We start from the raw sequence: 21,928 nt of genomic DNA, 5'->3' as shown, positions 1-21,928 counted from the left end.
CGGGGCCGGTGGGTGACTACCAGGCCCCGATGGTCACGCCGGCCGGCTGCAGGGTGCCGATCTGCAGTTCCTTCCACGCGATGTTGTTCTTCTTCGACGTGGGGAAACCCGCCAGCTCGGCCGTCCGGCCGGCGCCGGACAGGCCGACGTCGTACCGCACGATGTTGCCGACACCGCACCCCTCGTCGGCCTTCACGCAGGCGGTCCAGCGCAGGCCGGCCGACGCGGCCTCGCCCGCCCGCAGCACCACCTCGGTCGACGGCCCCGGCTCGTCGACCCGGGTGCTGCCCACCTTGGTCGCCTGCTTGCCGGCGGTGAGCAGCGTGACGGTGAGCCAGCCCGCCACCGCGCAGGTGCCGGTCGACTTGTTGAGGACCGACATCAGCGCGAAGGTGGAGTCCTCCTCCTCGACCGTGACGGTCACCCCGAGATCGGCGTTCGCGCACGGGGTGACCGCGGCAGGCGTGGGGGTGGCGGCCGGCTCGGCGGTGGTGGTGCTCCGGCCGCAGGCGTTCAGCAGCGTCAGGGCGGCGAGAGCGGGGATCGCGATCCGGGGAACGCGGTTCACAGCTGCCGGGCCAGGGCCGGCGCTATCTGCCGGGCGGTGCCGGATGCCAACGGCGACGGCAGGTCGTCCGGCGCGAACCAGGCCAGATCCGCGGACTCCTCGCTGATCCGCTCCACCGCGCCGGTCGGCGCCCGCAGCATGAACCGCACGTCGTAGTGCACCGAAGGCCCGGCGGGGGAGCCGTCACCCGCGCCGCAGCGCACCTCGTGCACATCCACGTCGATCGGCTCCGGGTCGAGCACCAGGCCCTCGATGCCGGACTCCTCGGTCGCCTCCCGCAACGCGGCCGCCGCCAGCGACCGGTCGCCCTCCTCGCAGTGCCCGCCGAGCTGCATCCACCGGCCGAGACGGCCGTGCAGGCAGAGCAGCACCCGCCCGTCGTCGCCGACGACCAGCGCGCTGGCGGTGACATGCCCGGCCCGGTGCGCCCGGGTCATCGCGACCGGACCGTCGGCGAGCAGGTCGAGGGTGCGCCGGCGGGCGTCGTCGGCGGCCTCCGAGGTGGCCGTCCAGCCGGTCAGGACACGGACGGCGTCCTCGTAGAGCGTGTAGTCGGTGCGGTCGGTCATCAGGGAGCTCCGAAACTGATGGTGACGCCGGTCTCGTCGACGTCGATGCTGCTGGTCACGCCTTCGGCGGCGAGCGCGGAGCGTACCCGATGGGCGTCGGCACCCAACCGAACCAGGCTTACCCCGTCCGTTCCGGCAGCGGTGAGCCGCAGGGTTCCACCCGCACGGACGATGCCGGTCCCGGCCGCGATCACGTCATGGACGAGTTCCAGGGCCTGATCCACCTTTTCCGATATTTCGGAAATGTCAGAAACGCTGGCATCATCGAGCAGGGCCGCGGCGCGGAGACCCGCCGCACGAGCCTCCGCGGTGCCGAGACTGAACATGTCGCTCGCCGTGTCCCGGATCAGCGGGCGGACACCGCGCTCCTCCGGGTCGGCCGGCCAGGTGTAACCCCGGACCACCGCCACCGGCACCCGGTCACACTTGCCCTTGACCAGCTCGGCCGCCGCGGACAGCTCGTCGACCACGGCCATCTGGGTCAGGCTCAGCTCGTTGCCGTACGGGTCGATCTGCCCCCGATGATCGAGCAGCGCGCCGATGCCGGCAGCGCCCAGAGCCACATCGGTCAGGCCGTTGCGCCAGGCCCGGCCGGACGTGTCCGAGATGATCACGGCGACGTCCCGGCCCCGGCGCAGCAACTCGGCACGCAGGGCCCGGGCCGAGGCGTCCGGGTCGACCGGCAGCAGCACCAGATGGGTCTTGTCGACGTTCGACGCGTCGATGCCGGCCGCGGCCATCACAAAACCGTGATGGGTCGCCACGATCGTGGTGGGGCCACGGCGGGCCACCACCCGAGCGGTCTCACCGGCCAGCACCCGCTGCCGGGCCTCCTCGCGGTCCGGCCCGTCCGCCGGCACCTCGACCAGGCGGCCCTCCGCCTTCGACACGATCTTGCTGGTCACCACCAGGACGTCGCCGTCGGCGATCCACGGGCCGGCGCCCAGGATCAGGTCGGCGAGGTCGTCGCCCGCGGTGACGTCACCGATGCCGCGGACCGGGAGAACCTCGAGCCCGTCGCTCACCGGACACCCCCGAGCTCCAGCGCGTCGGCGACCATCCGGGCCGTGAGCTGCTCGTCCTTCATCCAGAGCGGCACCGCGCGGGTGGCCACCCCGGGCACCTCGGCGCCCGCGTCCGACTCGTCGACCAGCCAGCCGTCGAGCAGCCCGCCCTCGGCGCGAGGACCGTACATCCGGCCCACACCGGCGGCGCTCACCTCCACCCCGAGCGTGCTCAGACACTTGTCGGCCATGCCCCGCACCGGTGAGCCCCCGATGATCGGCGACACCCCGACCACCGGCGCCGGGCCGTCCATCACCGCCTCTTTCAGCCCGGGTACGGCCAGAATCGGCGCGATACTGACCACCGGATTGCTCGGGGCGATGAGAATCACGTCGGCTCCCGCGATCGCGTCCCGGACGCCGGCCGCCGGCTTGGCGGACTCGGCACCGACGAACACGAAACGGTGCGTCGGGACCGCCCCGCGATAGCGCACCCACCACTCCTGGAAATGGATGGCCTTGCGCTCACCCTCGACGTCGACGACCACGTGGGTCTCCAGCCGGTCGTCGGTGACGGGCAGCATCGTGATGCCCGGCTGCCAGCGCTCGCACAGGGCCGCGGTCACCGCCGACAACGGGTAACCGGCGTTCAGCATGGTGGTGCGTACCAGGTGAGTGGCGGTGTCCTTGTCACCCAGACCGAACCAGGAGGGCTCGACGCCGTACTTCGTCAGCTCCTCCTTGACCACCCAGGACTCGCCGACCCGGCCCCAGCCGCGCTCCGGGTCGGCGGCGCCGCCCAGGGTGTACATGACGCTGTCCAGGTCGGGACAGATCTGGAGGCCGTGCATGCGCACGTCGTCGCCGACATTGACCACCGCCGTCACATCGGCGCCGATGGTGCGTGCGTGAGCCCGCACGCCGAGAAGGAACCGGGCGCCTCCGATGCCCCCGGTAAGGACCACGATCCGCATCTCCCCATCCTCCCCCACCTGCGTGACGCCACCCGTTCGTGGGTCGCGGTTTACGCTGGGCCCACCTCGATCACGCACCGGGAGTAATCGTGACCACTGGATCGCAGCCCACGCCGGGCGGCGACAAGCCGCTCGGACAGTTCCTGCGGCCGCTGCGCGACATCGCCGCCTATGTCCTGGCGGGCGCCACAGCAGTGCTGCTCTTCGTCTCCGTCGTCGATCTGCTGGGCAGCGACTTCGTCGGGCGCACCCGCTACAGCTTCGCCAGTTTTGTGAACCTGGCGACGATCTTCTTCCCGCTCGCCGCGGTCCTGTTGTCACTCGGAGTCAAGCCGGTTCACCCCAAGGCGCGACTGATCGTGCTCGCCGCGCTGATCGAGTACGGCGTGGTGGCCTTCTTCGGCGTCCTGTTCGGCGTGCTGTTCGGGGTGAGCTCGCTCGCCACCGACAACCCGGGCACGGCCTTCAGCGAACTGCTGGTCCGGGTCGCATGGCTGGCGGTGTTCGGCCTGGCCGCGTACACGGTGACGCAGATCTGGCGCGGGATGTTCATGGTGCCGCGTCCGCAGCCGCAGCCGGGCGTCTACGGGCAGCCGCCGGCCGGGGTCTACGGGCAGCCCTACCACCAGCAGCCCTTCGGCCAGCAGCCGTACGGGGCGCCGCCGGTACCCGGTCAGCCGTTCAGTGCGCCGCCCGCCCCGGGTCAGCCGTTCAGTGCGCCCCCGGCTCCGGGCCAGCCGTTCAGCGCTCCGCCCGCGCCGGGACAGCCTTATGGCGCGCCTCCCACGCCGGGGCAGGCCTTCGGTGGGCAGCCGCCGTTCGCCCCGCCGCCCGGGCAGCCGCCGTTCGCTCCGCCGCCCGGTGTCTACGGGCAGCCGCAGCCGGGATTCGTGCCGGGGGTCTACGGGCAGCCGCAGCCCGGTGCCGCGCCGATCTGGAACCAGCCGCCGGTCTCCGCGCCGCCGGTGGGCCAGCTGCCCGTCTCGGCGCCGCCGATGGGCCAGCCGTACAGCGCGCCGCCGTTCAGCACCACGCCGTTCAGTGCGCCGCCCGCCGCGGCCCCTGCTGAGCCGGTCTCGGGTGCTCTGACCGCGGTGGAGCCGACGTCCGGCGCTCCGGCCGCTGTCCAGCCGGCGCCGACGGCTGAGCCCACCGCTCCGGACGCTCCCGCTGCGGCGCCGGCCTCGGAGTTCCCGGCCGCGGTGCCGCTGCCTGCGCCGCCTGTCGTTGCGGCGGCGGACCCGACCCAGGTGGTGTCCGGCACCGGGGCTCCCTCGACTGCTGACCCGACCCAGGTGGTGCCGGACGACCGCCCCGGGTTCGGGCCGGCCGTGCAGGACCCGCCGCGTCACTGATCCCTTCGCGTCACTGATCTCTTCGCGGTACCGATCCCTTCGTGACGAGGATCCGCCGTCGGCGCTGATGGATCGGTGCCACCGGTCCGCCGGCGGTGGAGATCTGCCCGTGCCCTGAACCGGCCCGGTCGCCCGACGGCGGCCGGGCCGGATTCCTTCGGCTGGTGGCAGCCGCCGGAGAGACGGGGCCGTGGTGGTCTCCCCGCGCCCGCAGCCCGGCGGTCGCGCCGGTGGGCGCGACCCATCGCGGTGATCGCGCTCAGCCGGGAAGTGGGCGGTCGTCACGCGTACAAGAAGAGGAAGCGCAAGAGGAAGAACCTGCCGCAACCCATTCGAGATGGTGTTTGTTGACACTGGTGGTCCTTGTGGGCCACTGCGGCAGCAACGGGATTTCCGGCCTAGGCTGCTCTGCGTGGTAGAGGTCGAGGTCGAACCCACTGACGTGAGCGTCCGGCGTGCCCTGCGGCGCGCCGCCGACGGAGAAGCCATCGATGTCGGTGAGGCGGTCGCGTTGCTCGCGGCCACCGGCGACCGGTTCGACGAGCTGCTGGCCATCGCCGGTGACCTGCGGGACGCCGGGTTGCGAGAGGCCGGGCGGCCGGGTGTCGTCACCTACTCCCGCAAGGTCTTCATCCCGCTCACCCGGCTCTGTCAGGACCGGTGCCACTACTGCACGTTCGCGACGGTGCCGCACCGGCTGCCGGCGGCGTTCCTGGAGCCCGAGGAGGTTCTGGAGATCGCCCGCCAGGGCGCCGCGCAGGGGTGCAAGGAGGCGTTGTTCACGCTGGGGGACCGGCCGGAGGCGCGCTGGGCGGCGGCCCGCACGTGGCTGGACGAGCGGGGCTACGCGTCGACGCTCGACTACGTCCGGGCCTGCGCGATCCTGGTGCTCGAGGAGACCGGCCTGCTGCCGCACCTCAACCCGGGCGTGATGAGCCTCGCCGAGCTCGAGCGCCTCAAGCCGGTGGCGCCGAGCATGGGGATGATGCTGGAGACCACCGCGACCCGGCTGTGGTCGGAGAAGGGCGCGCCGCACTACGGCTCACCGGACAAGGAGCCGGCGGTCCGCCTGCGGGCGCTCGACGACGCCGGCCGGGCGGGCGTGCCGTTCACCACCGGCATCCTGATCGGGATCGGCGAGACGGTGACCGAGCGGGCCGAGTCGCTGTTCGCGATCCGCGCGACGTCCCGCGAGTACGGGCACATCCAAGAGGTGATCATCCAGAACTTCCGCGCCAAGCCGGACACGGCGATGCGCGGCATGCCGGACGCCGAGCTGCGCGAGCTGGCGGCGACGGTGGCGGTCGGGCGGATCGTGATGGGTCCCCGGGCCCGGATCCAGGCCCCGCCGAACCTGATCGATGCCGAGTTCCCGCTGCTGATGCGGGCCGGGATCGACGACTGGGGCGGTGTGTCGCCGGTGACGCCGGACCACGTGAACCCGGAGCGGCCGTGGCCCCAGATCGACCTTTTGGCCGAAATGTCAGAGAAATCGGGATTCAAGCTGCGGGAGCGGCTCACGATCTATCCCGAGTACGTCCTGCGCGGTGCTGAGGGCTGGCTCGACCCGGGGGTGGCCGGTCACGTGGCCGCCCTGTCCGGTCCGGACGGTCTCGCCCTGGACCTGGCGCCGACCGGCCGGCCGTGGCGTTCGCCGGTCGGCTGCTCGGCCGAGGGTGCCGCTGCTGGTGGTTCTCCCGGTGATGTCGCCGGGCGTTCCGCCGATGCGTGACCGTTCGTCGCATGACGCCGGTCACGAAGACGATTCATCTGCTCGGTGAGGGGGTATCCCGCCCGGTCCCATGTGGCGGGAGGCGCGGGTCGCGGCCGCCGCGATCGGCGTTCTGCTGCTGGAGGGGATCGACGGTGTCCCGCAGTGTGGGCGGGCGCCGGAGGGCCGTCAGTGACCGGGTTGGGGGACCCGATCGCTCAGAGGTCACAAATCGGGTTAAATTGGACTCGGTGGCCCGGCCTGGCGTTACCTTCCTCCTGCCCCGAGAGATAGGGCAGGAACGGGCCCCCGAAGCGTCCTCAAGCGCTCCGGGAAAAGGGCCCATTTAGCAGGTTCGGCTTGACGACGCACGTCTTACACGCGTGTAATTTTGGTGGGGTTGTGGGGACGATGTGGCACTTTTGCGTCGAACCCACAGAAACACGCCGCGTGCGTGGGGGGTCAGCGCCGGCTTCGCAGCCGGCGCGGAAATTTGGAGGCACGCCGATGGAACAGCAGGTTGAAGGGGTAGACCTGCTCGGGGACGCGCCCGAGTGGCAGGAACGGGCGCTGTGTTCGCAGACCGATCCAGAAGCTTTCTTCCCGGAGAAGGGTGGATCTACGCGCGAGGCCAAGCGCATCTGCGGTCGCTGTGAGGTCAAGGCCGAATGCCTCGAGTACGCGCTCGGTCACGACGAACGGTTCGGAATCTGGGGTGGACTGTCCGAACGTGAACGTCGCAAGCTGAAGCGCCGCGTGGCCTGAACAGCCAGGGCCTGTCCCGCCGATCACCGGGGGACATGCGGCGCTGTCCGGGCGTGGCCCCCGGCGGCGCCTGCGGACAGGCTCTAGGTCAGCTCGTCCGGATCCACACCTAGCAGGTTGGCGACCTGCTCGATGATCACGTCGTGGACGAGGTCGGCGAGGTCCTCCCGGTCCATCGCCCGGAACTCCAGCGGGCGGCGATACAGGACGATCCGTGGCGGCAACTCGTGCCGCCCGGGACGGCCCGGCAGCAGCCGGGCCAGGGGCACCTCGCCGTCCTCGAGCACGTCCGAGTCGTAGACGTTCAGCTCCGGCGGCACGTCCTCGACGGCGAACTCGACACCGGCCAGCTCTTTCGCATAGCGGCGCTCCAGGCCCTCGACCGTGTCGAGCACCAGGTCGTCGAAGATCTCCGCCTTGGTCCGGGCCAGCGGGACGGTCGCCGGCACCAGGCGACCCCGCAAGCCGCGCCCATGCCGGTCGCGACGTGCCGGATGACCCGGGCCGGAGGTGCGGGCCGCCCGCGGCGGATCCGTCCGGCGGCGTTCGGGGCTGGTGGTCACGCGGCCAGCGTATCTCCACGCGGCCGATATACGTGGTCAGCCCGATCGCCTCGTGTGTCCGAGCCGTTAATTCGCCCCAACGAGACGGCGTGTCGAACGACCATGGCCGAATCGTGATAAGTGCTCAGTCGGCGTGTCGCGAGGCAACACGCCCCGGATCGGCCGATGGGGAGATACTGTCCCGCCGTGAGGTCACCACGGCGCTGCTCCCGGAACGGCTGTCCCCGACAGGCGGTCGCCACGCTGACCTATGTTTACAGCGACTCGACAGCGGTCGTCGGCCCCCTCGCCGCCTTCGCCGAGCCGCACACGTACGACCTGTGCGAGCCACATGCCCGCAGTCTCACCGCCCCCCGAGGCTGGGAACTGGTCCGCCACGACGGTGACTTCGCACCCCCACCCCCCACCACCGACGACCTGGTCGCCCTGGCCGAGGCGGTTCGCGAGGCCGCGAGGCCGGCGCCGCCCCGTCCCGAGGACCCGCCCCAGCCGGGGCACCAGACCGGTCGCCGCGGCCATCTGCGAGTCATCCCGCCGTCGCATTAGGGGTGGTTGGTCGTTTTGCCCGGCGCCCGTTTTTCCGGGCGGCTGGTTCCGCGTAGCTTCGGCGCGCCTGTGCCGTCTTCGGGAGCTTTCGTGCGGGTCCGTTTTCGAGGTACTCCCGCGGTCCGAGTCGTGGCACACGGCCTTTCACATCACGTGTTCAGCCGTCATGGCGACGCAGCCGGTTCGCCAGTGCAGCCGTCGTCGGCGGTGCAGTCTTTGCAGGCAGTCTGTCCGTGGGTTGATCATCCGCCGGTGGCTCGGTGGCTCGGTGGCTCGGTGGCTCGGTGGCTCGGTGGCTCGGTGGCTCGGTGGCTCGGTGGCTCGGTGGCCCGGTGGCCCGGTGGCCCGGTGAGGCCGGCCGTGCTACTCGGCAAGGTCGGCCGGCCGTCGCTCATGGTTCGCCCGCTGGCCGAATCCCGACCGTAGGTGACGGCTGGGTGCTCCGAGCCGTCGTTGGGGGCTGAGTTTCTCTTGCTGGGGAGCCGTTGGCGACGGCTCGGCTGATTCGGCCGTCAGTGAGGGTCGGTTTGTGGGCCGGGGACAGCCCTCAGCGACGGCCGGATGCCCCGAGCCGTCGCTGAGGGCTGAGATCTGCGCCCCGGGCGACCGTGGGCTACGGCTGGGGCGGGCTGATTTCGTCCGGGTGTCCAGCCGGGTTCATTCGCCAGTTCGGTCGTTCCGCCTGCCGGTCCTTCTGCCTGCTGGTCATTCTGCCTGCCGGTCCTTCTGCCTGCCGGTCCTTCTGCCTGCCGGGCACTTCCTCCAGCCGGTTCCTTCGTCTGTCCAGCCCTGTCAGCCCTGTGGATTGCGGCGGTTGTGCGGATATGGGAGCGCCCACCGGCCCCGGGTGGGCGGTGGGCGCGTCTACGTCTGCGGCCAGGAGATCGAAGGCTGAGAGGCCGAAGACCGGGGCCGGAGGTCAGGAGGTCAGGGGGCGGGAGGTCAGGAGCTCAGAGGGCGGGAGGTCAGAGAGCGGGAGCTCAGAGGGCGAGAGGTCAGGAGGTCAGGGGGACCAGTTCGAAGCGGTCGTGCAGCCACGGGATCAGGGTCCGGTAGGCCTTGATCGTGTCGGGCTGGGCGTAGTCGTGGGACAGCACGATCGCGCCGTCGCGGGTTCGCTTCTTCACGTACGAGATGATTTTGGCGGTGTGGGCGCCGTGGGACTCGCCGTGGGAGTGGTCCCAGTCGCGCGGGTCGACTTTCCAGTAGATGCTGGACATTCCCAGCTGTTTGGCGCCCTTGACCAGTTTCGGCGTGAAGTTGCCGCCGGGGGCGCGGAAGGTCGGGATCGCCACGCCGGGGACCGCGGCGCGGATGGCGGCGTTGGTGCGTTCCAGGTCGGCTTTGATCTTCGCGGCGGACTTCTTGCCGATTCTCAGATCGTGGTTCCAGGTGTGGTTGCAGAGGGCGTGGCCGTCGGCGACGATCGCCCGCACCAGGTCCGGGAACTGTTTCGCGTTGGAGCCGACCAGGCAGAACGTGGCTTTGACGTTCTCCTTCTTCAGGATCTTCAGCAGGGCCGGGGTGTAGTCCGGGTCGGGGCCGTCGTCGAAGGTCAGGGCCACGCCCTTGGTGCCGGTGACGAGGCGGCTGCCGGCCGGGCCGGTCTTCACGTGTTTGCCGCCGGGGGCGGTGGTGCTCTCGGTCCGATCGGCGCCGGGGGCCGTGGACGGGTCGCCCGGTGTTCCGGCGGAGTCGCCGGGCAGCGCGGACGGGGCGGCGCGGGCGCTGGGTGCGGTGGAGGGGGTGCCCTCCGGCGGCGTGCTGGATGCGGCCTGGGACGACGCCGCGGTCTGCGGTCCGATCGTCGTGGCCGCGGCCGCCTGGCCGAGAAGGGCAGTCATGATCAGCAGTCCGCTGATCACTAGTGCCTTTCTGGTGTGCGACAGCCGCATCGATATCCTCCCCAGGTCGTCGGCGAACTGACGACGATGCCCCGGAATGCGGCCGGCCGCCAGTCCTATGCGCATGATTCGACGGAAAACGGGACTGCTTTCAGTTTTCCCGGCGTATCATCGCGCATCACGTCGACCTGGCGGCATGGAGGTAAATGCCCCAATTTGTCTACCGAGTCGACGGACCATCGGGAGTGTGCCCCGGTCAGGCTCAAGAGGTAACCGAAACGGGTCACTCTCAGGGAAAACGCGGCGCGCGGAGAGCCCCGCGAAGAGGGTCCGACAGGTCGTTACCGTGCCGTCCTCAGCGCCGCGCGTCCCCGGGTGCCCGCGGCGAACATGGCACGATCTTGGGAGATCGGTCACCGTTACCGGATGAAAATGCCGGGACTGCCGGTTACGCGTACCCCGGAATGGAGCGCAACCGGCAGATCCCCGCCCCGCTACCGGGTCTTCTCCGCTTCCAGCGTGGCGATCTCGGCCTCGGTGAACAACCGCGACCGGATCAGGAAACGGACGCCCTCGGGCGCCTCCAGCGAGAAGCCGGAGCCGCGGCCGGGGACCACGTCCACCGTCAGGTGCGTGTGCTTCCAGAGTGCGAACTGCGCGGACGACATCCAGAACGTGATGGGCTCCGGCACCCCCTCGATTGCCAGAGACTCGAGCAGCACGTCGGAACCGCCGGTCCGGAACTCGCCCTCGAGGTAGCACATCGGCGCGCTGCCGTCGCAGCATCCGCCGGACTGGTGGAACATCAGTGGTCCGTGCTGCTCCCGCAGCCGCCGCATCAGGTCGGCGGCCGCGGGAGTGACATCGACGCGGCTGACCATGGCCTAGAAGAGACCCATGGCCTTGGGGGAGTAGCTGACCAGCAGGTTCTTCGTCTGCTGGTAGTGGTCGAGCATCATCGCGTGGTTCTCCCGGCCGATGCCCGACTGCTTGTAGCCGCCGAACGCCGCGTGCGCGGGATAGAGGTGGTAGCAGTTCGTCCACACCCGGCCGGCCTTGATCGCGCGCCCGGCCCGGTACGCCTGGGTGCCCTCCCGCGTCCAGACGCCGGCGCCCAGGCCGTAGAGCGTGTCGTTGGCGATCGTGATGCCGTCGTCGAAGTCGGCGAACGGCGCCACCGCCACCACCGGTCCGAAGATCTCCTCCTGGAAGATCCGCATCGAGTTGCGGCCCTCGAAGATCGTCGGCTGGACGTAGTAGCCGCCGGAGAGATCGCCGGGCAGCTCGGCCCGCGCACCGCCGGTCAGCACCCGGGCGCCCTCCTGCCGGCCGATGTCCAGGTACGACAGGATCTTCTCCAGCTGGTCGTTGGAGGCCTGCGCGCCGACCTGGGTGTCGGTGTCCAGCGGGTTGCCCTGCACCAGGTTCTCCACCCGCTTGACCCCGGCGGACAGGAAGTCGGTGTAGTGACCCTGCTGGATCAGCGCGCGGGACGGGCAGGTGCACACCTCGCCCTGGTTGAGGGCGAACATCGCGAAGCCCTCGAGCGCCTTGTCGAGGAAGTCGTCGTCGGCGCTGCTGACGTCGTCGAAGAAGAGGTTCGGGCTCTTGCCGCCGAGCTCCAGGGTGACCGGGATCAGGTTCTCCGACGCGTACTGCATGATCAGGCGACCGGTGGTGGTCTCGCCGGTGAAGGCGACCTTGGCGATTCGGCTGGACGAGGCGAGCGGCTTGCCGGCCTCCACACCGAACCCGTTGACGATGTTCACCACGCCCGGCGGGATCAGGTCGCCGATCAGCGAGAACAGGTAGTGGATCGAGGCGGGGGTCTGCTCGGCCGGCTTGAGCACGACGGCGTTGCCGGCGGCCAGGGCGGGCGCGAGTTTCCAGACGGCCATCAGGATCGGGAAGTTCCACGGGATGATCTGCGCGACCACGCCGAGGGGCTCGCGGAAGTGGTACGCGACGGTGTCCTCGTCGATCTCGCCGGCGGTGCCCTCCTGGGCGCGGATCACGCCGGCGAAGTAGCGGAAGTGGTCGATCGCCAGCGGGATGTCGGCGGCCAGGGTCTCCCGGATCGGCTTGCCGTTCTCCCACGACTCGGCGAGGGCCAGCCGCTCGAGGTTCTGCTCCATCCGGTCGGCGATCTTGTTGAGGATGATCGACCGTTCGGTGGGGGAGGTGCGTCCCCAGGCGGGTGCGGCGGCGTGCGCGGCGTCCAGGGCGCGTTCCACGTCCTCGGCGGTGCCCCGGGCGACCTCGGTGAAGACGCGGCCGTTGACCGGGCTGGGGTTCTCGAAGTACCGACCTCGGGCCGGTGGGACGTATTCGCCACCGATGTAGTGGTCGTAGCGGGACTGATAGGTGGGCGGGTCGTAGACGGTCATCGTCGCCTCCTCTTCGAAGGCGGACGGTAGTTTCCGTTACGTTGCAGCAACGTTGCACGCGTAGTCACGGGTCAGCTGCGCGACCCGGCGGGCGGCGGCCGGGTCGGCCGGCGCCAGGACCGCGTAGGCCTCCCAGACCTCCAGGTCGTCGCCGCCCCACGGACTGGTCAGCCAGGTCTGCAGCAGGCGGCGGTCGGCGGTGGCGAGCAGGGCGGTGCGCAGCCGGGTCTCCAGGCGCAGCCGCAGCCGGACGATGCCGGGCGCGTCCGAGGCCGGCAGCAGCGGCCCCGGATAGGCGGCCACCGCCTCCGGCACCCGTCCCCGGTCCAGCAGCCGGGTCACCACGCCGAGGTCCACCTCCGGGGCGGCGCGCAGCCGGTAGGGGCGCGAGTCGAGGAGTTCCGGGCCGAGGACGCGGCGCAGCCGGGACAGTTCGGCGCGGACGGTCACCGGGTTGACGTCGTCGCCGTAGAGGTCGACGCCGAGCTGGTCGCCGGTGCGTCCCTCGGGGTGTTCGGTGAGCAGCACCAACAGCTCCGAGTGCCGCCGGCCGAGCCGCAGCCGTTTGCCACCGACCGCGATCAGGGCCTCGTCCCGGCCGAGTGCGGCGACCGCCGGGCGGTCGGTGCCTTCCTCGAGACCTCGGAGGTACGCCTCCGCGGCGTGCGCCGTGGCCCGCAGCAGGGCGAGGCTGTGCGGGTTGGCCAGATGGTCCCCGCCGGTCACGTCGATCGCCCCGAGCAGCCGGCCGGTGCCGGGGTCGTGGATCGGGGCGGCCGCGCAGGTCCAGCGTTGCATCGGGTGGCTGAAATGCTCGGTGGCGAAGATCTGCAGCGCGTGGTCGACGGCGAGCGCCGTGCCGGGCGCGTTGGTGCCGGCGTGCGCCTCGTCCCAGCGGGCGCCGGGCACGAAGTTCATCGACGCCGCGCCGCGCAGGGTGGCCGGGTGCCCCTCGACCCAGAGCAGGCGGCCGGTCGCGTCGCAGACGGCCAGGATGTGGTCGCCGTCCTCGGCCAGCCCGCCGAGCAGGTCCCGGAAGATCGGCATGACCCGGGCCAGGGGGTGGGCCTCCCGGTAGGCGGCCAGGTCGGTGTCGGTCAGGTCGATCGGGGGAGTGCTGTCCGCCCCGATCCAGGTGGCCGAGCGGGCCCAGGAGTCGGCGACCACCGGGCGCATCCGGTCGGGCTGCCCCTCGCCGGCCAGGAAACGTTCGTGGGCGCGGCCGACCAGGCGACTCCGCTCGGCGGGGTCGTCACCGGGGACCAGGGCGAGCCACGGATTCACCCGTCCATCGTGACGCCGGTCACGCTGGTAGACAACACTCTCTATGCTCCTGCGGTGCACAGCGGGCCGCGTACCGAAGAAGAAGCCCTCGCCGAACAGCGGGCCTTGCGCTCGCGGGTGGTCTCCGCCCCTGGGCCGGCGTCTCCCGCCACGGTCGCCGGGCTGGATGTGGCCTACGACGGCGACCGGCTCGCCGCAGCTGTCGTTGTCCTGAGATATCCGGACCTTTCGGTGCAGGATACCGCGGTGGTCCGCGGCACGACGACCTTCCCCTACATCCCCGGACTGTTCGCCTTCCGGGAGGTGCCGTCGCTGCTCGACGCCCTGGACCGGCTCACCGTCCGGCCGGACGTGCTGGTCTGCGACGGACAGGGCCTGGCCCATCCGCGGCGCTTCGGACTGGCCGCCCATCTCGGTGTGCTCACCGATCTGCCCTCGTTCGGGGTCGGCAAGACCCGCCTGGTGGGTGAATTCGCGCCGGTCGGTGAGCGCCGCGGCGACCGATCGGCGCTGATCGACGCGGGGGAGGAGGTCGGCGCGGTGCTGCGGACGCGCGACGGCGTGAAACCGCTCTTCGTCTCGGTGGGGCACCGGATCGACCTGGACAACGCGTGCGCGCTGACCCTGGCGCTCACCCCTCGGTACCGTCTCCCGGAGACGACCCGTGCGGCTGATCGTGCCTGTCGCGACTTCCTGCGTTAACCGCGGTTGAACCATTCGACACAATCCGCTCCGATACCCTCGGGCCAAAGGGGAATCGGCTGAGGAGCGGGTAGTGACCGATCTGTCGCAGATCATCAAGGCGTACGACGTCCGGGGCATCGTCCCGGACCAGTTCAACGAGCCGGTGGCCCGGGCGATCGGCACGGCGTTCGTCGAGATGCTGCGTGAGTCGGGCGACGAGCCCGACCAGATCGTGATCGGCCACGACATGCGCGACTCCGGTCCGGCTCTGGCCGCCGCGTTCGCCGCCGGTGCCAACGCGGCCGGCGCCGCGGTGATCAACATCGGTCTGGCCTCGACCGACCAGCTCTACTACGCCTCCGGCGTGCTGGACCTGCCCGGCGCGATGTTCACCGCCAGCCACAACCCGGCGCAGTACAACGGGATCAAGATGTGCCGCCGCGGCGCCCGGCCGGTCGGCCAGGACAGCGGTCTCGCGATCGTCCGGCAGCGCGCCCAGCAACTGCTCGCCGACCTGAACGCGGAGGCCGACGGCCCGTCCCGGGTCCAGGAGCGCAATCTGCTCGCCGACTACGCGGCGCACCTGCGCTCGCTGGTCGACCTCAGCGGCATCCGCCCACTCAAGGTGATCGTGGACGCGGGCAACGGCATGGGCGGCTACACCGTCCCGGCCGTGCTCGGCGACCAGGAGCTGGCCGCCCTGCCGTTGGAGATCGTGCCGCTCTTCTTCGAGCTGGACGGATCGTTCCCCAACCACGAGGCCAACCCGCTGGACCCGGCGAACCTGGTCGACCTGCAGAAGGCGGTCCGGGAGCAGGGCGCGGACATCGGCCTGGCCTTCGACGGCGACGCCGACCGCTGCTTCGTCATCGACGAGAAGGGCGACCCGGTCTCGCCGTCCGCGATCACCGGCCTGGTCGCCTCCCGGGAGCTGGCGAAGTTCCCGGGCAGCACGATCATCCACAACGTGATCACCTCGGCCGCGGTTCCGGAGATCATCACGGAGCGGGGCGGCAAGCCGGTGCGCAGCCGGGTCGGCCACTCCTTCATCAAGGCCGAGATGGCCCAGACGAACGCGGTGTTCGGCGGCGAGCACTCGGCGCACTACTACTTCCGCGACTTCTGGTTCGCCGACACCGGCATGCTGGCCGCCATGCACGTGCTCGCCGCGCTCGGCGGCCAGGATCAGCCGCTGTCCGAGTTCGCCGCGGAGTACGAGCGGTACGCCGCCTCCGGTGAGATCAACTCCACGGTGGCCGACGCCACTGCCAAGATCGCCGAAGTGCGCGCCGCCTTCCCGGACGCCACCGTGGACGATCTCGACGGCCTGACGTTCCAGGTCGGCGCGGGGACGTGGTTCAACCTGCGGTCCTCCAACACCGAGCCGCTGCTGCGCCTGAACGTGGAGGCGCCGGACGCCGCGCGGATGGCGGAGCTGCGTGACCGCGTGCTGACCATCGTTCGCGGATAGGATCCAGGCGACCTGTCCTTCGCAGCATGAGGAGTTGGCACGGTGGCGCTCGATGAGCAGTTGCTGGAGATCCTGGCGTGCCCGGACACGCATCACGCGCCCCTCGACTACGATGCCGGCGCGCAGACGTTGACCTGCACCGAGTGCGCCCGGGTCTTCGAGGTCCGGGACGACATCCCGATCCTGCTCCTGGACGAGGCGTCGACGGCGAAGGGTGAGGCTTCCTGATGGTCAACCCGCTGGACGGATCGGCCGGGGTCAACGGCCACCGCGTCGCCGACGAGTCCCTGCTCGACGACGAGAAGTCGATGCTCGGCAACGACCCGGGCGGCATGCTCCGGGCCACCGCCTCGGCCGGCGCCCAGGTGCGGGAGTCCGCCGCACTGGCCGCCGAGGTCGACCTGAGCATGCTCGCCGACGAGGGCCGCCCCCGCGCGGTCGTCGTCGCGGGCATCGGCACCGCCGGCCTGACCGGCAGCATCCTGTCCACCGTGGCAGGCCCGCGCTGTCCGGTTCCGATCATCGGTCACCGCAGTGCCGGCGTGCCCGGCTGGGTCGGCGCCGCCGACGTGGTGATCGCGGTCTCCGCGTCCGGCCGCAGCCCGGAGGCGCTGGCCGCCGCCGAGGCCGCCGCCCGCCGCGGTGCCCGACTGGTCGCCATCGGCAACCCCGGCTCCGAGCTGGAGGCGATGGCCGAGCGGGCCCGCGCGCCGTTCATCGGCGTGCCGCGCCGCGCCCCGGCCCGGGCCACGCTCTGGGGCCTCGCGGTCCCGGTGCTGCTCGCCGGCCGGGCTCTCGGCCTGGTCAAGGTCACCGAGGCGGACATCGCCGAGACCGCGACCCGGCTGGACGCCGACGCCGAGCGCTGCCGTCCGGCCGCCGACTCGTTCGTCAATCCGGCCAAGGCCCTCGCCCTCGGCCTGGCCGGCTCGGTCCCGGTCATCTGGGGCTCCTCGCCGCTGGCCACCGTGGCCGCCCGCAGGTTCGCCGACACGCTCGCCGCCAACGCCCGCTACCCGGTGATGGCCGGCGCGCTCGGCGAGGCCGGCCGCGGACGGGTGGGCCTGCTCGACGGCGTCTTCGGCGGTCTCGCCGAGACGTCGCGGGACATCTTCGCCGACCCGGACGACGACGCCGACGAGGCGCTGACCCGGCTGCGCCTGGTGGTGCTCCGCGACGGTGGTCTCAACCCGGAGGACGACGCCGACGAGCCGGTGGCCGTGGAGGAGCGCCGTGCCGACGCGATCCAGACCCTGGCCGACCGCCGGGGGGTGCGCTGCGACGTGCTGACCGCCGAGGGCGGCTCGACGCTGGAGCGCCTGGCGTCGCTGGTCGCCGTGCCCGACTTCGCCTCGCTCTACCTGGCCCTGGCACACGGCCTGGACCCGATGGCGGTGCCGGCCATCAGCGAGATGAAAGAGCTCTCGAACCTGATTGTGGACGGCATGCAGTGAGCGCCGAGGGTGGCAGCAAGGCCATCGTCGCGGCGCTCAGCGCGAACCTCGGCATCGCCGCGACCAAGTTCGCCGCCTGGTTCCTGACCGGTTCGTCGTCGATGCTGGCGGAGGCGATCCACTCGGTCGCCGACTCCGGCAACCAGCTCCTGCTGCTGATCGGCGGCAAGCGCTCGCGGCGGGCCGCCACCCCGGAACACCCTTTCGGGTATGGGCGGGAGCGTTACATCTACGCGTTCATCGTGTCGATCGTGCTGTTCACCGTGGGCGGGCTGTTCGCGCTCTACGAGGCGTGGCACAAGTTCCACGAGCGGGAGGGCATCCACTCCTGGCAGTGGGTGCCGGTCGTCGTCCTGGTGATCGCCATCGGGCTCGAGTCGTACTCCTTCACCACCGCGATGAGGGAGTCCAACCAGGTCCGCGGGCGCACCTCCTGGGTGGACTTCATCCGCCGGGCCAAGGCGCCGGAGCTGCCGGTGGTGCTCCTGGAGGACACCGCGGCCCTGATCGGCCTGGTCTTCGCGCTGTTCGGGGTGGGTATGACCCTGGTCACCGGCGACGGGATCTGGGACGCCGTCGGCACCGCCGCGATCGGTCTGCTCCTGGTGGCGGTCGCCGCCCTGCTGGCGATCGAGACCAAGAGCCTGCTGCTGGGCGAGGGCGCCAACCCGGAGGCGGTGAAACGGATCGAGACGGCCGTGCTCGCCGGGGACGGCGTGGAGCGGATCATCCACATGAAGACGCTGCACCTGGGTCCGGAGGAACTGCTGGTGGCTCTGAAGATCGCGGTGCCGCGCAGTGAGACCGCGGCCGAGGTCGCCACGCACATCGACGAGACCGAGGCACGCATCCGCGAGGCGGTGCCGATCGCCCGGGTGATCTACATCGAGCCGGACATCGACCGGACTTCGGCGGTGACGCCCAGCGCCGTCTGACGGCTGTTAGTTTGCCGATTATGACCGTCTACCCGCTGACCGGAGTGATCCGGGACTACGCCTGGGGATCCCGGACCGCGATCGCCGAGTTGCAGGGCCGCCCGACGCCCACCGAGGGACCGGAGGCGGAGCTGTGGCTCGGCGCCCACCCCGCCGATCCCTCCACCGTGCCCGTCGGTGACACGCCGGTCGAGCTGACCAAGCTCATCGCCGACGACCCGCACGGCCAGCTCGGCGCCGATGTCGAGGAGCGTTTCGGGCCCCGTCTGCCGTACCTGATGAAGGTGCTGGCGGCCGGGGCCCCGCTGTCGTTGCAGGCACACCCGGCCCTGGACTACGCGCGCGAGGCCTACGCCCGTCAGGAGGCCGACCCCGCCCTGCCGCGCAACTACACCGACGCCAACCACAAGCCCGAGATGCTGGTGGCGCTCACGCCGTTCGAGGCGCTCTGCGGGTTCCGTCCGCCGTCGGCGTCGGCCGCCGTGATCGGCGGGCTCGGGCTGCCCCGGCTCGCGCCTGTGGTGAGTGCCCTGGAGACCGGTGATCTGGCCGGGGCGGTACGCCTGCTGCTCTCCTGGCCGGCCGGTGACCGCGACGCGCTGATCGAGGACGTGGTGGCGGCGGCCCGGCGGCAGTCGGGTGACTCGTACCGGCTGGCGATCGACCTGGCCGCCCACTACCCGGGCGATCCCGGGGTGCTGGTGGCCCTGCTGCTCAATCTGGTCCGGCTGGCGCCCGGCGAGGCGATCTGGATGCCCGCGGGCAACCTGCACGCCTATCTGAACGGTCTGGGCGTGGAGTTGATGGCGGCCAGCGACAACGTGCTGCGCGGCGGTCTCACCCCGAAGCGGGTGGACGTGGACGAGCTGCTGAAGGTGCTGCGATTCGAGGTGCTCGACGACCCGTTGCTGCACGGGGTGACCGAGGCGCCGGGGGTGACGGCGTGGCAGGTGCCGGTGCCGGACTTCGCGATGCGCCGGGTGGAGCTGACCGGGGACCGTCCGCCGGTCCGGCTGACCGGTGCGGGCCCACGGATCGTGCTGGGCGCGGCGGGCGAGATCCAGGTGGGTGAGGACCACGGCGTGCCGGTCACGGTCGGTGCCGGGGATGCGGCGTACGCGCCGGCGAACGCCGGACCGATCACGGTGGCCGGTGTCGGCGTGGTGTTCGTGGCGTCGGTCCCGGCCTGACCCTGCCGGTTCGCAGTGGATTGTCGCTTGTCGAGACGAAAACGGCTTTTCAGCGGTTAGTGCGATTGTTGTTTCTATTGGTGCTGATGGGGTCGGTGGTACTTTTGGCGACTCCTGTGGCCAGCGGGAACACGCCGCTGCCCTGATCCGGCTCCTCCGGAGCGCGCAAGCCGGGCGAACGGCGGTGTGCAGCCGGTCGGCGGCTCTCGGCGCGCTCCGGCGAATCGCGCTCGAAGAGTCCGAAATTTCTTGAAATACCTTGACATGGCATGTGCGGAGTGTGAATCTAGAAGTACGCAGCGTCACTGGTGATCGGGGGGTCCCACAGACGCGCGCGGTACCAAACCGGGGGGATGAACGGGGCGGCGAGCTTAGGCTCGTCGCCCCGTTCGCTGTCCCGGCCTCCTCTTTCTCCGGATCGAGCCGAATCGGCGACCTCGTTCGCGGGACGGTCCGGTGTCACCAGGACGGTGGAAAAACGGCGTTCTGCGGGCTGACGGGGGCCATGCGGGGCCACGGACGGCCACACTGGGGCGGCACGTGGTCGCGTGTACACCGGTCGCGCCGAGGAGAGGGCCTGTGCCTGCTCTGCACATTGCAGCGGTCCATTGAAGCGCCGATATGGTGGCATCGTGGCGAGGCCGACATCGACAGCGCGCCGGGAGCTCGGCGGCGAATTGCGGCGACTCCGTGGCGAGCGCCGGGCGGTGGACGTGGCCACCGCCCTGGGCTGGTCGGAGTCGAAACTGAGCCGGATCGAGACCGCGCACACCGGGATCACCGAGGACGACCTCGATCGGCTCCTCACCCTCTACGGACTGGCGGTGGAGTCGCGCACCCGGCTGCGCGACCTGGCCCGCCGTGGCCGGACCCGGGCGTGGTGGACGCCGTACCGGTCGTCGGTCCCGGACCCGTACGACGAATATCTGGCCCTGGAGGCCGAGGCGGTGCGGATCTCGGAGTGGGAGGCCCAGGTGGTGCCGGGCCTGCTGCAGACCGACGAGTACGCCCTCGCGGTGATCGAGACCGGCGCGGACATCGACGACACCGCGACGATCCAGCGCCGGCTCGCGGTCCGGATGGCCCGGCAGGAGGTGCTGCGCCGCGATCCCCCGCCGAACCTGCGCATCGTCATCGACCAGGGTGTGTTGCTGCGCGAGATAGGCGGGCGCGAGGTCCAGCGCCGTCAGCTGGCCAAACTCCACGAGTCGAGCAACGCCCCCGGGGTCGAGTTGCTGGTCCTGCCGTTCCAGGCGGGCGCGCACGCCGGGCTGATCGAGTCGTTCCTGATCATGGAGTTCCCCGACGACACGCGTAATCCGGTCGTGCACATCGAAGGGCTGACCGGCGGCCTCTTCCGGGTGAAGCCCGAGGAAATAGACGTTTACCAGGACGCATTCGATGACCTGGCGGAACGCACATTGTCGCCAGAAGAGAGCCGAACGGCCATCGCTGAGACGAGGGATCGTCTCGCCCGGTGAGAGGCCGGTGTGGGGTCCAATGGAGATGCTTTCCCAGAAAGGAGACAACCATGCAGGACGCCATGCTCACCTGGCGTAAGAGTAGCCGCAGCGGCGCTGCCGGACACTGCGTCGAGGTCGCGAACGTGCCGGCTCAGGTGCACGTCCGCGACTCCAAGGACGTTGCCGGCCCCGTGCTGACCTTCGGCGACGGTGATTGGTCCGGCTTCATCGCCGGTGTACGCGCAGGGGAGTTCGACCGGCCCGGCGTGTGATCCTCGGATCGCCCGCCACGGGCGGTCCCGGACCGGGACCGCCCGTTTCTTCTCGACGGGTTCCATCACGACGTTCCGGCCTTTCGCCGACGTCGTTCTTCTCGAGTCAGGACGCGCCGTTCCGCGGGCTCCCGGGGCAAGATCGCCCCCCAGGTGGCGCGGGGACCGGGAGGACAGTGCAATATTGGACCGCATGAGAGCCCGGGTACTGGTCGTCGACGACGATCCCGCGTTGGCCGAGATGCTCGGCATCGTCCTGCGCAGTGAGGGTTTCCTGCCCTCGTTCGTGGCGGACGGGGAACGCGCGCTCGCCGCTTTCCGGGAGAACCGCCCGGACATCGTCCTGCTGGACCTGATGCTGCCCGGCATGAGCGGCATCGACGTGGCCCGCGCGATCCGCGCCGAGTCGGGCATCCCGATCGTCATGCTGACCGCCAAGAGCGACACCGTGGACGTGGTGCTGGGCCTGGAGTCCGGCGCCGACGACTACGTGGTCAAGCCGTTCAAGCCCAAGGAGCTGGTGGCCCGGATGCGGGCCCGGCTGCGTCGCGGTGAGGACGCCGCGCCGGAGATGCTCACCATCGGGCCGTCCGGCAACCAGATCACCATCGACGTGCCGGCGCACACCGTGTCGCGCGACGGTGACGAGGTCAAGCTGACCCCGCTGGAGTTCGACCTGCTGGTGGCCCTGGCCCGCAAGCCCCGCCAGGTCTTCACCCGCGAGGTCCTGCTCGAACAGGTCTGGGGTTACCGGCACGCCGCGGACACCCGGCTGGTCAACGTGCACGTGCAGCGGCTGCGCGCCAAGATCGAACCGGATCCCGAACGACCGGAGATCATCCTGACGGTTCGTGGTGTCGGCTACAAGGCGGGCACCGGCTGATCAGGG

At 70.9% G+C, this 21,928-nt stretch carries 21 protein-coding genes and 1 pseudogene; 13 read left to right on the top strand and 9 right to left on the bottom strand.

Features of this window, described 5'->3' with window-relative positions; all coding sequences use genetic code 11:
- Window positions 1-16: 16 nt before the first annotated feature.
- From WH85_RS19340 to cofD, 4 genes are read right to left on the bottom strand one after another with little or no spacing between them, the layout of a single operon-like run.
- Entirely contained in the window at window positions 17-568 is a 552-nt protein-coding gene (locus WH85_RS19340) for a DUF4232 domain-containing protein (protein ID WP_045743299.1), read from the bottom strand.
- Window positions 565-1,137, bottom strand: coding sequence for an NUDIX hydrolase (locus WH85_RS19335; RefSeq protein WP_045743298.1), 573 nt, complete (start codon window positions 1,135-1,137; stop codon window positions 565-567). The genes WH85_RS19340 and WH85_RS19335 overlap by 4 nt, the downstream gene beginning before the upstream one ends.
- On the bottom strand, window positions 1,137-2,162 hold the full coding sequence (locus WH85_RS19330) for a coenzyme F420-0:L-glutamate ligase (protein ID WP_045743297.1): 1,026 nt from the start codon (window positions 2,160-2,162) through the stop codon (window positions 1,137-1,139). Before WH85_RS19330 ends, WH85_RS19335 begins: the two co-directional genes overlap by 1 nt.
- Window positions 2,159-3,115 carry a 2-phospho-L-lactate transferase gene (gene cofD, locus WH85_RS19325; RefSeq protein WP_045743296.1) on the bottom strand — a complete coding sequence of 319 codons (957 nt, stop codon included), beginning with the start codon at window positions 3,113-3,115 and terminating at the stop codon, window positions 2,159-2,161. Before cofD ends, WH85_RS19330 begins: the two co-directional genes overlap by 4 nt.
- Before the next feature lie 89 nt (window positions 3,116-3,204).
- Between cofD and WH85_RS47080 the strand changes: the two genes are divergently transcribed.
- The 3 genes and pseudogenes from WH85_RS47080 (at window position 3,205) to WH85_RS19310 (ending at window position 6,946) form a co-directional block, all read left to right on the top strand.
- Entirely contained in the window at window positions 3,205-4,470 is a 1,266-nt protein-coding gene (locus tag WH85_RS47080) for a hypothetical protein (protein WP_052720543.1), read from the top strand.
- Window positions 4,471-4,882: 412 nt separating this feature from the next.
- Window positions 4,883-6,127: pseudogene (gene cofG / locus WH85_RS19315) on the top strand (7,8-didemethyl-8-hydroxy-5-deazariboflavin synthase CofG); the annotation flags it as partial.
- 561 nt (window positions 6,128-6,688) lie between these two features.
- Entirely contained in the window at window positions 6,689-6,946 is a 258-nt protein-coding gene (locus tag WH85_RS19310) for a WhiB family transcriptional regulator (RefSeq protein ID WP_045743295.1), read from the top strand.
- 83 nt (window positions 6,947-7,029) lie between these two features.
- Here WH85_RS19310 and WH85_RS19305 read toward each other — a convergent pair whose 3' ends face one another.
- On the bottom strand, window positions 7,030-7,509 hold the full coding sequence (locus WH85_RS19305) for a metallopeptidase family protein (RefSeq protein WP_063775526.1): 480 nt from the start codon (window positions 7,507-7,509) through the stop codon (window positions 7,030-7,032).
- Between the two features lie 186 nt (window positions 7,510-7,695).
- Between WH85_RS19305 and WH85_RS48855 the strand changes: the two genes are divergently transcribed.
- On the top strand, window positions 7,696-8,055 hold the full coding sequence (locus WH85_RS48855) for a DUF3499 domain-containing protein (protein ID WP_083449103.1): 360 nt from the start codon (window positions 7,696-7,698) through the stop codon (window positions 8,053-8,055).
- A gap of 995 nt (window positions 8,056-9,050) precedes the next feature.
- On the opposite strand, the gene WH85_RS53740 is transcribed toward WH85_RS48855, so the two are convergent.
- From WH85_RS53740 to WH85_RS50545, 4 genes are all read right to left on the bottom strand, one after another.
- Window positions 9,051-10,025: a polysaccharide deacetylase family protein gene (locus tag WH85_RS53740; protein ID WP_281179069.1), complete on the bottom strand. Its 975-nt coding sequence runs from the start codon at window positions 10,023-10,025 to the stop codon at window positions 9,051-9,053.
- Window positions 10,026-10,393: 368 nt separating this feature from the next.
- Window positions 10,394-10,780 carry a DUF779 domain-containing protein gene (locus WH85_RS19295; protein ID WP_045743293.1) on the bottom strand — a complete coding sequence of 129 codons (387 nt, stop codon included), beginning with the start codon at window positions 10,778-10,780 and terminating at the stop codon, window positions 10,394-10,396.
- Between the two features lie 3 nt (window positions 10,781-10,783).
- Window positions 10,784-12,286, bottom strand: a complete 1,503-nt coding sequence (exaC, locus tag WH85_RS19290; protein WP_045743292.1) for an acetaldehyde dehydrogenase ExaC — start codon at window positions 12,284-12,286, stop codon at window positions 10,784-10,786.
- Window positions 12,287-12,322: 36 nt separating this feature from the next.
- A complete protein-coding gene (locus WH85_RS50545; protein ID WP_045743291.1) occupies window positions 12,323-13,570 on the bottom strand; it encodes a helix-turn-helix domain-containing protein in 1,248 nt (415 codons plus the stop codon).
- A gap of 54 nt (window positions 13,571-13,624) precedes the next feature.
- Between WH85_RS50545 and nfi the strand changes: the two genes are divergently transcribed.
- From nfi to mtrA, 9 genes are all read left to right on the top strand, one after another.
- Complete coding sequence (gene nfi / locus WH85_RS50540; protein ID WP_045743323.1) at window positions 13,625-14,272, top strand: deoxyribonuclease V; 648 nt, start codon at window positions 13,625-13,627, stop codon at window positions 14,270-14,272.
- A gap of 73 nt (window positions 14,273-14,345) precedes the next feature.
- Entirely contained in the window at window positions 14,346-15,725 is a 1,380-nt protein-coding gene (locus WH85_RS19275) for a phosphomannomutase/phosphoglucomutase (protein WP_045743290.1), read from the top strand.
- Window positions 15,726-15,767: 42 nt separating this feature from the next.
- The gene (locus WH85_RS19270; RefSeq protein WP_045743289.1) at window positions 15,768-15,953 is read left to right on the top strand and encodes a Trm112 family protein; all 186 of its coding nucleotides are present in this window, start codon (window positions 15,768-15,770) and stop codon (window positions 15,951-15,953) included.
- Complete coding sequence (locus WH85_RS19265) at window positions 15,953-17,179, top strand: SIS domain-containing protein (RefSeq protein ID WP_045743288.1); 1,227 nt, start codon at window positions 15,953-15,955, stop codon at window positions 17,177-17,179. Before WH85_RS19270 ends, WH85_RS19265 begins: the two co-directional genes overlap by 1 nt.
- Window positions 17,176-18,114 carry a cation diffusion facilitator family transporter gene (locus WH85_RS19260; RefSeq protein ID WP_045743287.1) on the top strand — a complete coding sequence of 313 codons (939 nt, stop codon included), beginning with the start codon at window positions 17,176-17,178 and terminating at the stop codon, window positions 18,112-18,114. The genes WH85_RS19265 and WH85_RS19260 overlap by 4 nt, the downstream gene beginning before the upstream one ends.
- Window positions 18,115-18,134: 20 nt before the next feature.
- Window positions 18,135-19,304: a mannose-6-phosphate isomerase, class I gene (manA, locus tag WH85_RS19255; protein WP_045743286.1), complete on the top strand. Its 1,170-nt coding sequence runs from the start codon at window positions 18,135-18,137 to the stop codon at window positions 19,302-19,304.
- Window positions 19,305-19,936: 632 nt separating this feature from the next.
- Entirely contained in the window at window positions 19,937-20,785 is an 849-nt protein-coding gene (locus WH85_RS19250; RefSeq protein ID WP_045743285.1) for a helix-turn-helix domain-containing protein, read from the top strand.
- 50 nt (window positions 20,786-20,835) lie between these two features.
- Window positions 20,836-21,039: a DUF397 domain-containing protein gene (locus WH85_RS19245; RefSeq protein WP_045743284.1), complete on the top strand. Its 204-nt coding sequence runs from the start codon at window positions 20,836-20,838 to the stop codon at window positions 21,037-21,039.
- Between the two features lie 193 nt (window positions 21,040-21,232).
- Window positions 21,233-21,922: an MtrAB system response regulator MtrA gene (mtrA, locus tag WH85_RS19240; RefSeq protein ID WP_045743283.1), complete on the top strand. Its 690-nt coding sequence runs from the start codon at window positions 21,233-21,235 to the stop codon at window positions 21,920-21,922.
- Window positions 21,923-21,928 lie beyond the last annotated feature (6 nt).

This window comes from Actinoplanes rectilineatus (assembly GCF_000962825.1).
Classification (GTDB): Bacteria; Actinomycetota; Actinomycetes; order Mycobacteriales; family Micromonosporaceae; genus Actinoplanes; species Actinoplanes rectilineatus.
The sequence above is the reverse complement of the archived record's forward strand: the minus strand, read 5'-3'. Positions and strand labels throughout refer to the sequence as shown.

Bases quoted from the DNA above. Each gene is read 5' to 3' on its own strand.
- WH85_RS19335 (WP_045743298.1), bottom strand. From the start codon at position 1,137: ATGACCGACCGCACCGACTACACGCTCTACGAGGACGCCGTCCGTGTC.
- cofD (WP_045743296.1), bottom strand. From the start codon at position 3,115: ATGCGGATCGTGGTCCTTACCGGGGGCATCGGAGGCGCCCGGTTCCTT.
- WH85_RS19295 (WP_045743293.1), bottom strand. From the start codon at position 10,780: ATGGTCAGCCGCGTCGATGTCACTCCCGCGGCCGCCGACCTGATGCGG.
- exaC (WP_045743292.1), bottom strand. From the start codon at position 12,286: ATGACCGTCTACGACCCGCCCACCTATCAGTCCCGCTACGACCACTAC.
- mtrA (WP_045743283.1), top strand. From the start codon at position 21,233: ATGAGAGCCCGGGTACTGGTCGTCGACGACGATCCCGCGTTGGCCGAG.
- WH85_RS53740 (WP_281179069.1), bottom strand. From the start codon at position 10,025: ATGCGCATAGGACTGGCGGCCGGCCGCATTCCGGGGCATCGTCGTCAG.
- manA (WP_045743286.1), top strand. From the start codon at position 18,135: ATGACCGTCTACCCGCTGACCGGAGTGATCCGGGACTACGCCTGGGGA.
- WH85_RS19265 (WP_045743288.1), top strand. From the start codon at position 15,953: ATGGTCAACCCGCTGGACGGATCGGCCGGGGTCAACGGCCACCGCGTC.
- WH85_RS19245 (WP_045743284.1), top strand. From the start codon at position 20,836: ATGCAGGACGCCATGCTCACCTGGCGTAAGAGTAGCCGCAGCGGCGCT.
- WH85_RS19310 (WP_045743295.1), top strand. From the start codon at position 6,689: ATGGAACAGCAGGTTGAAGGGGTAGACCTGCTCGGGGACGCGCCCGAG.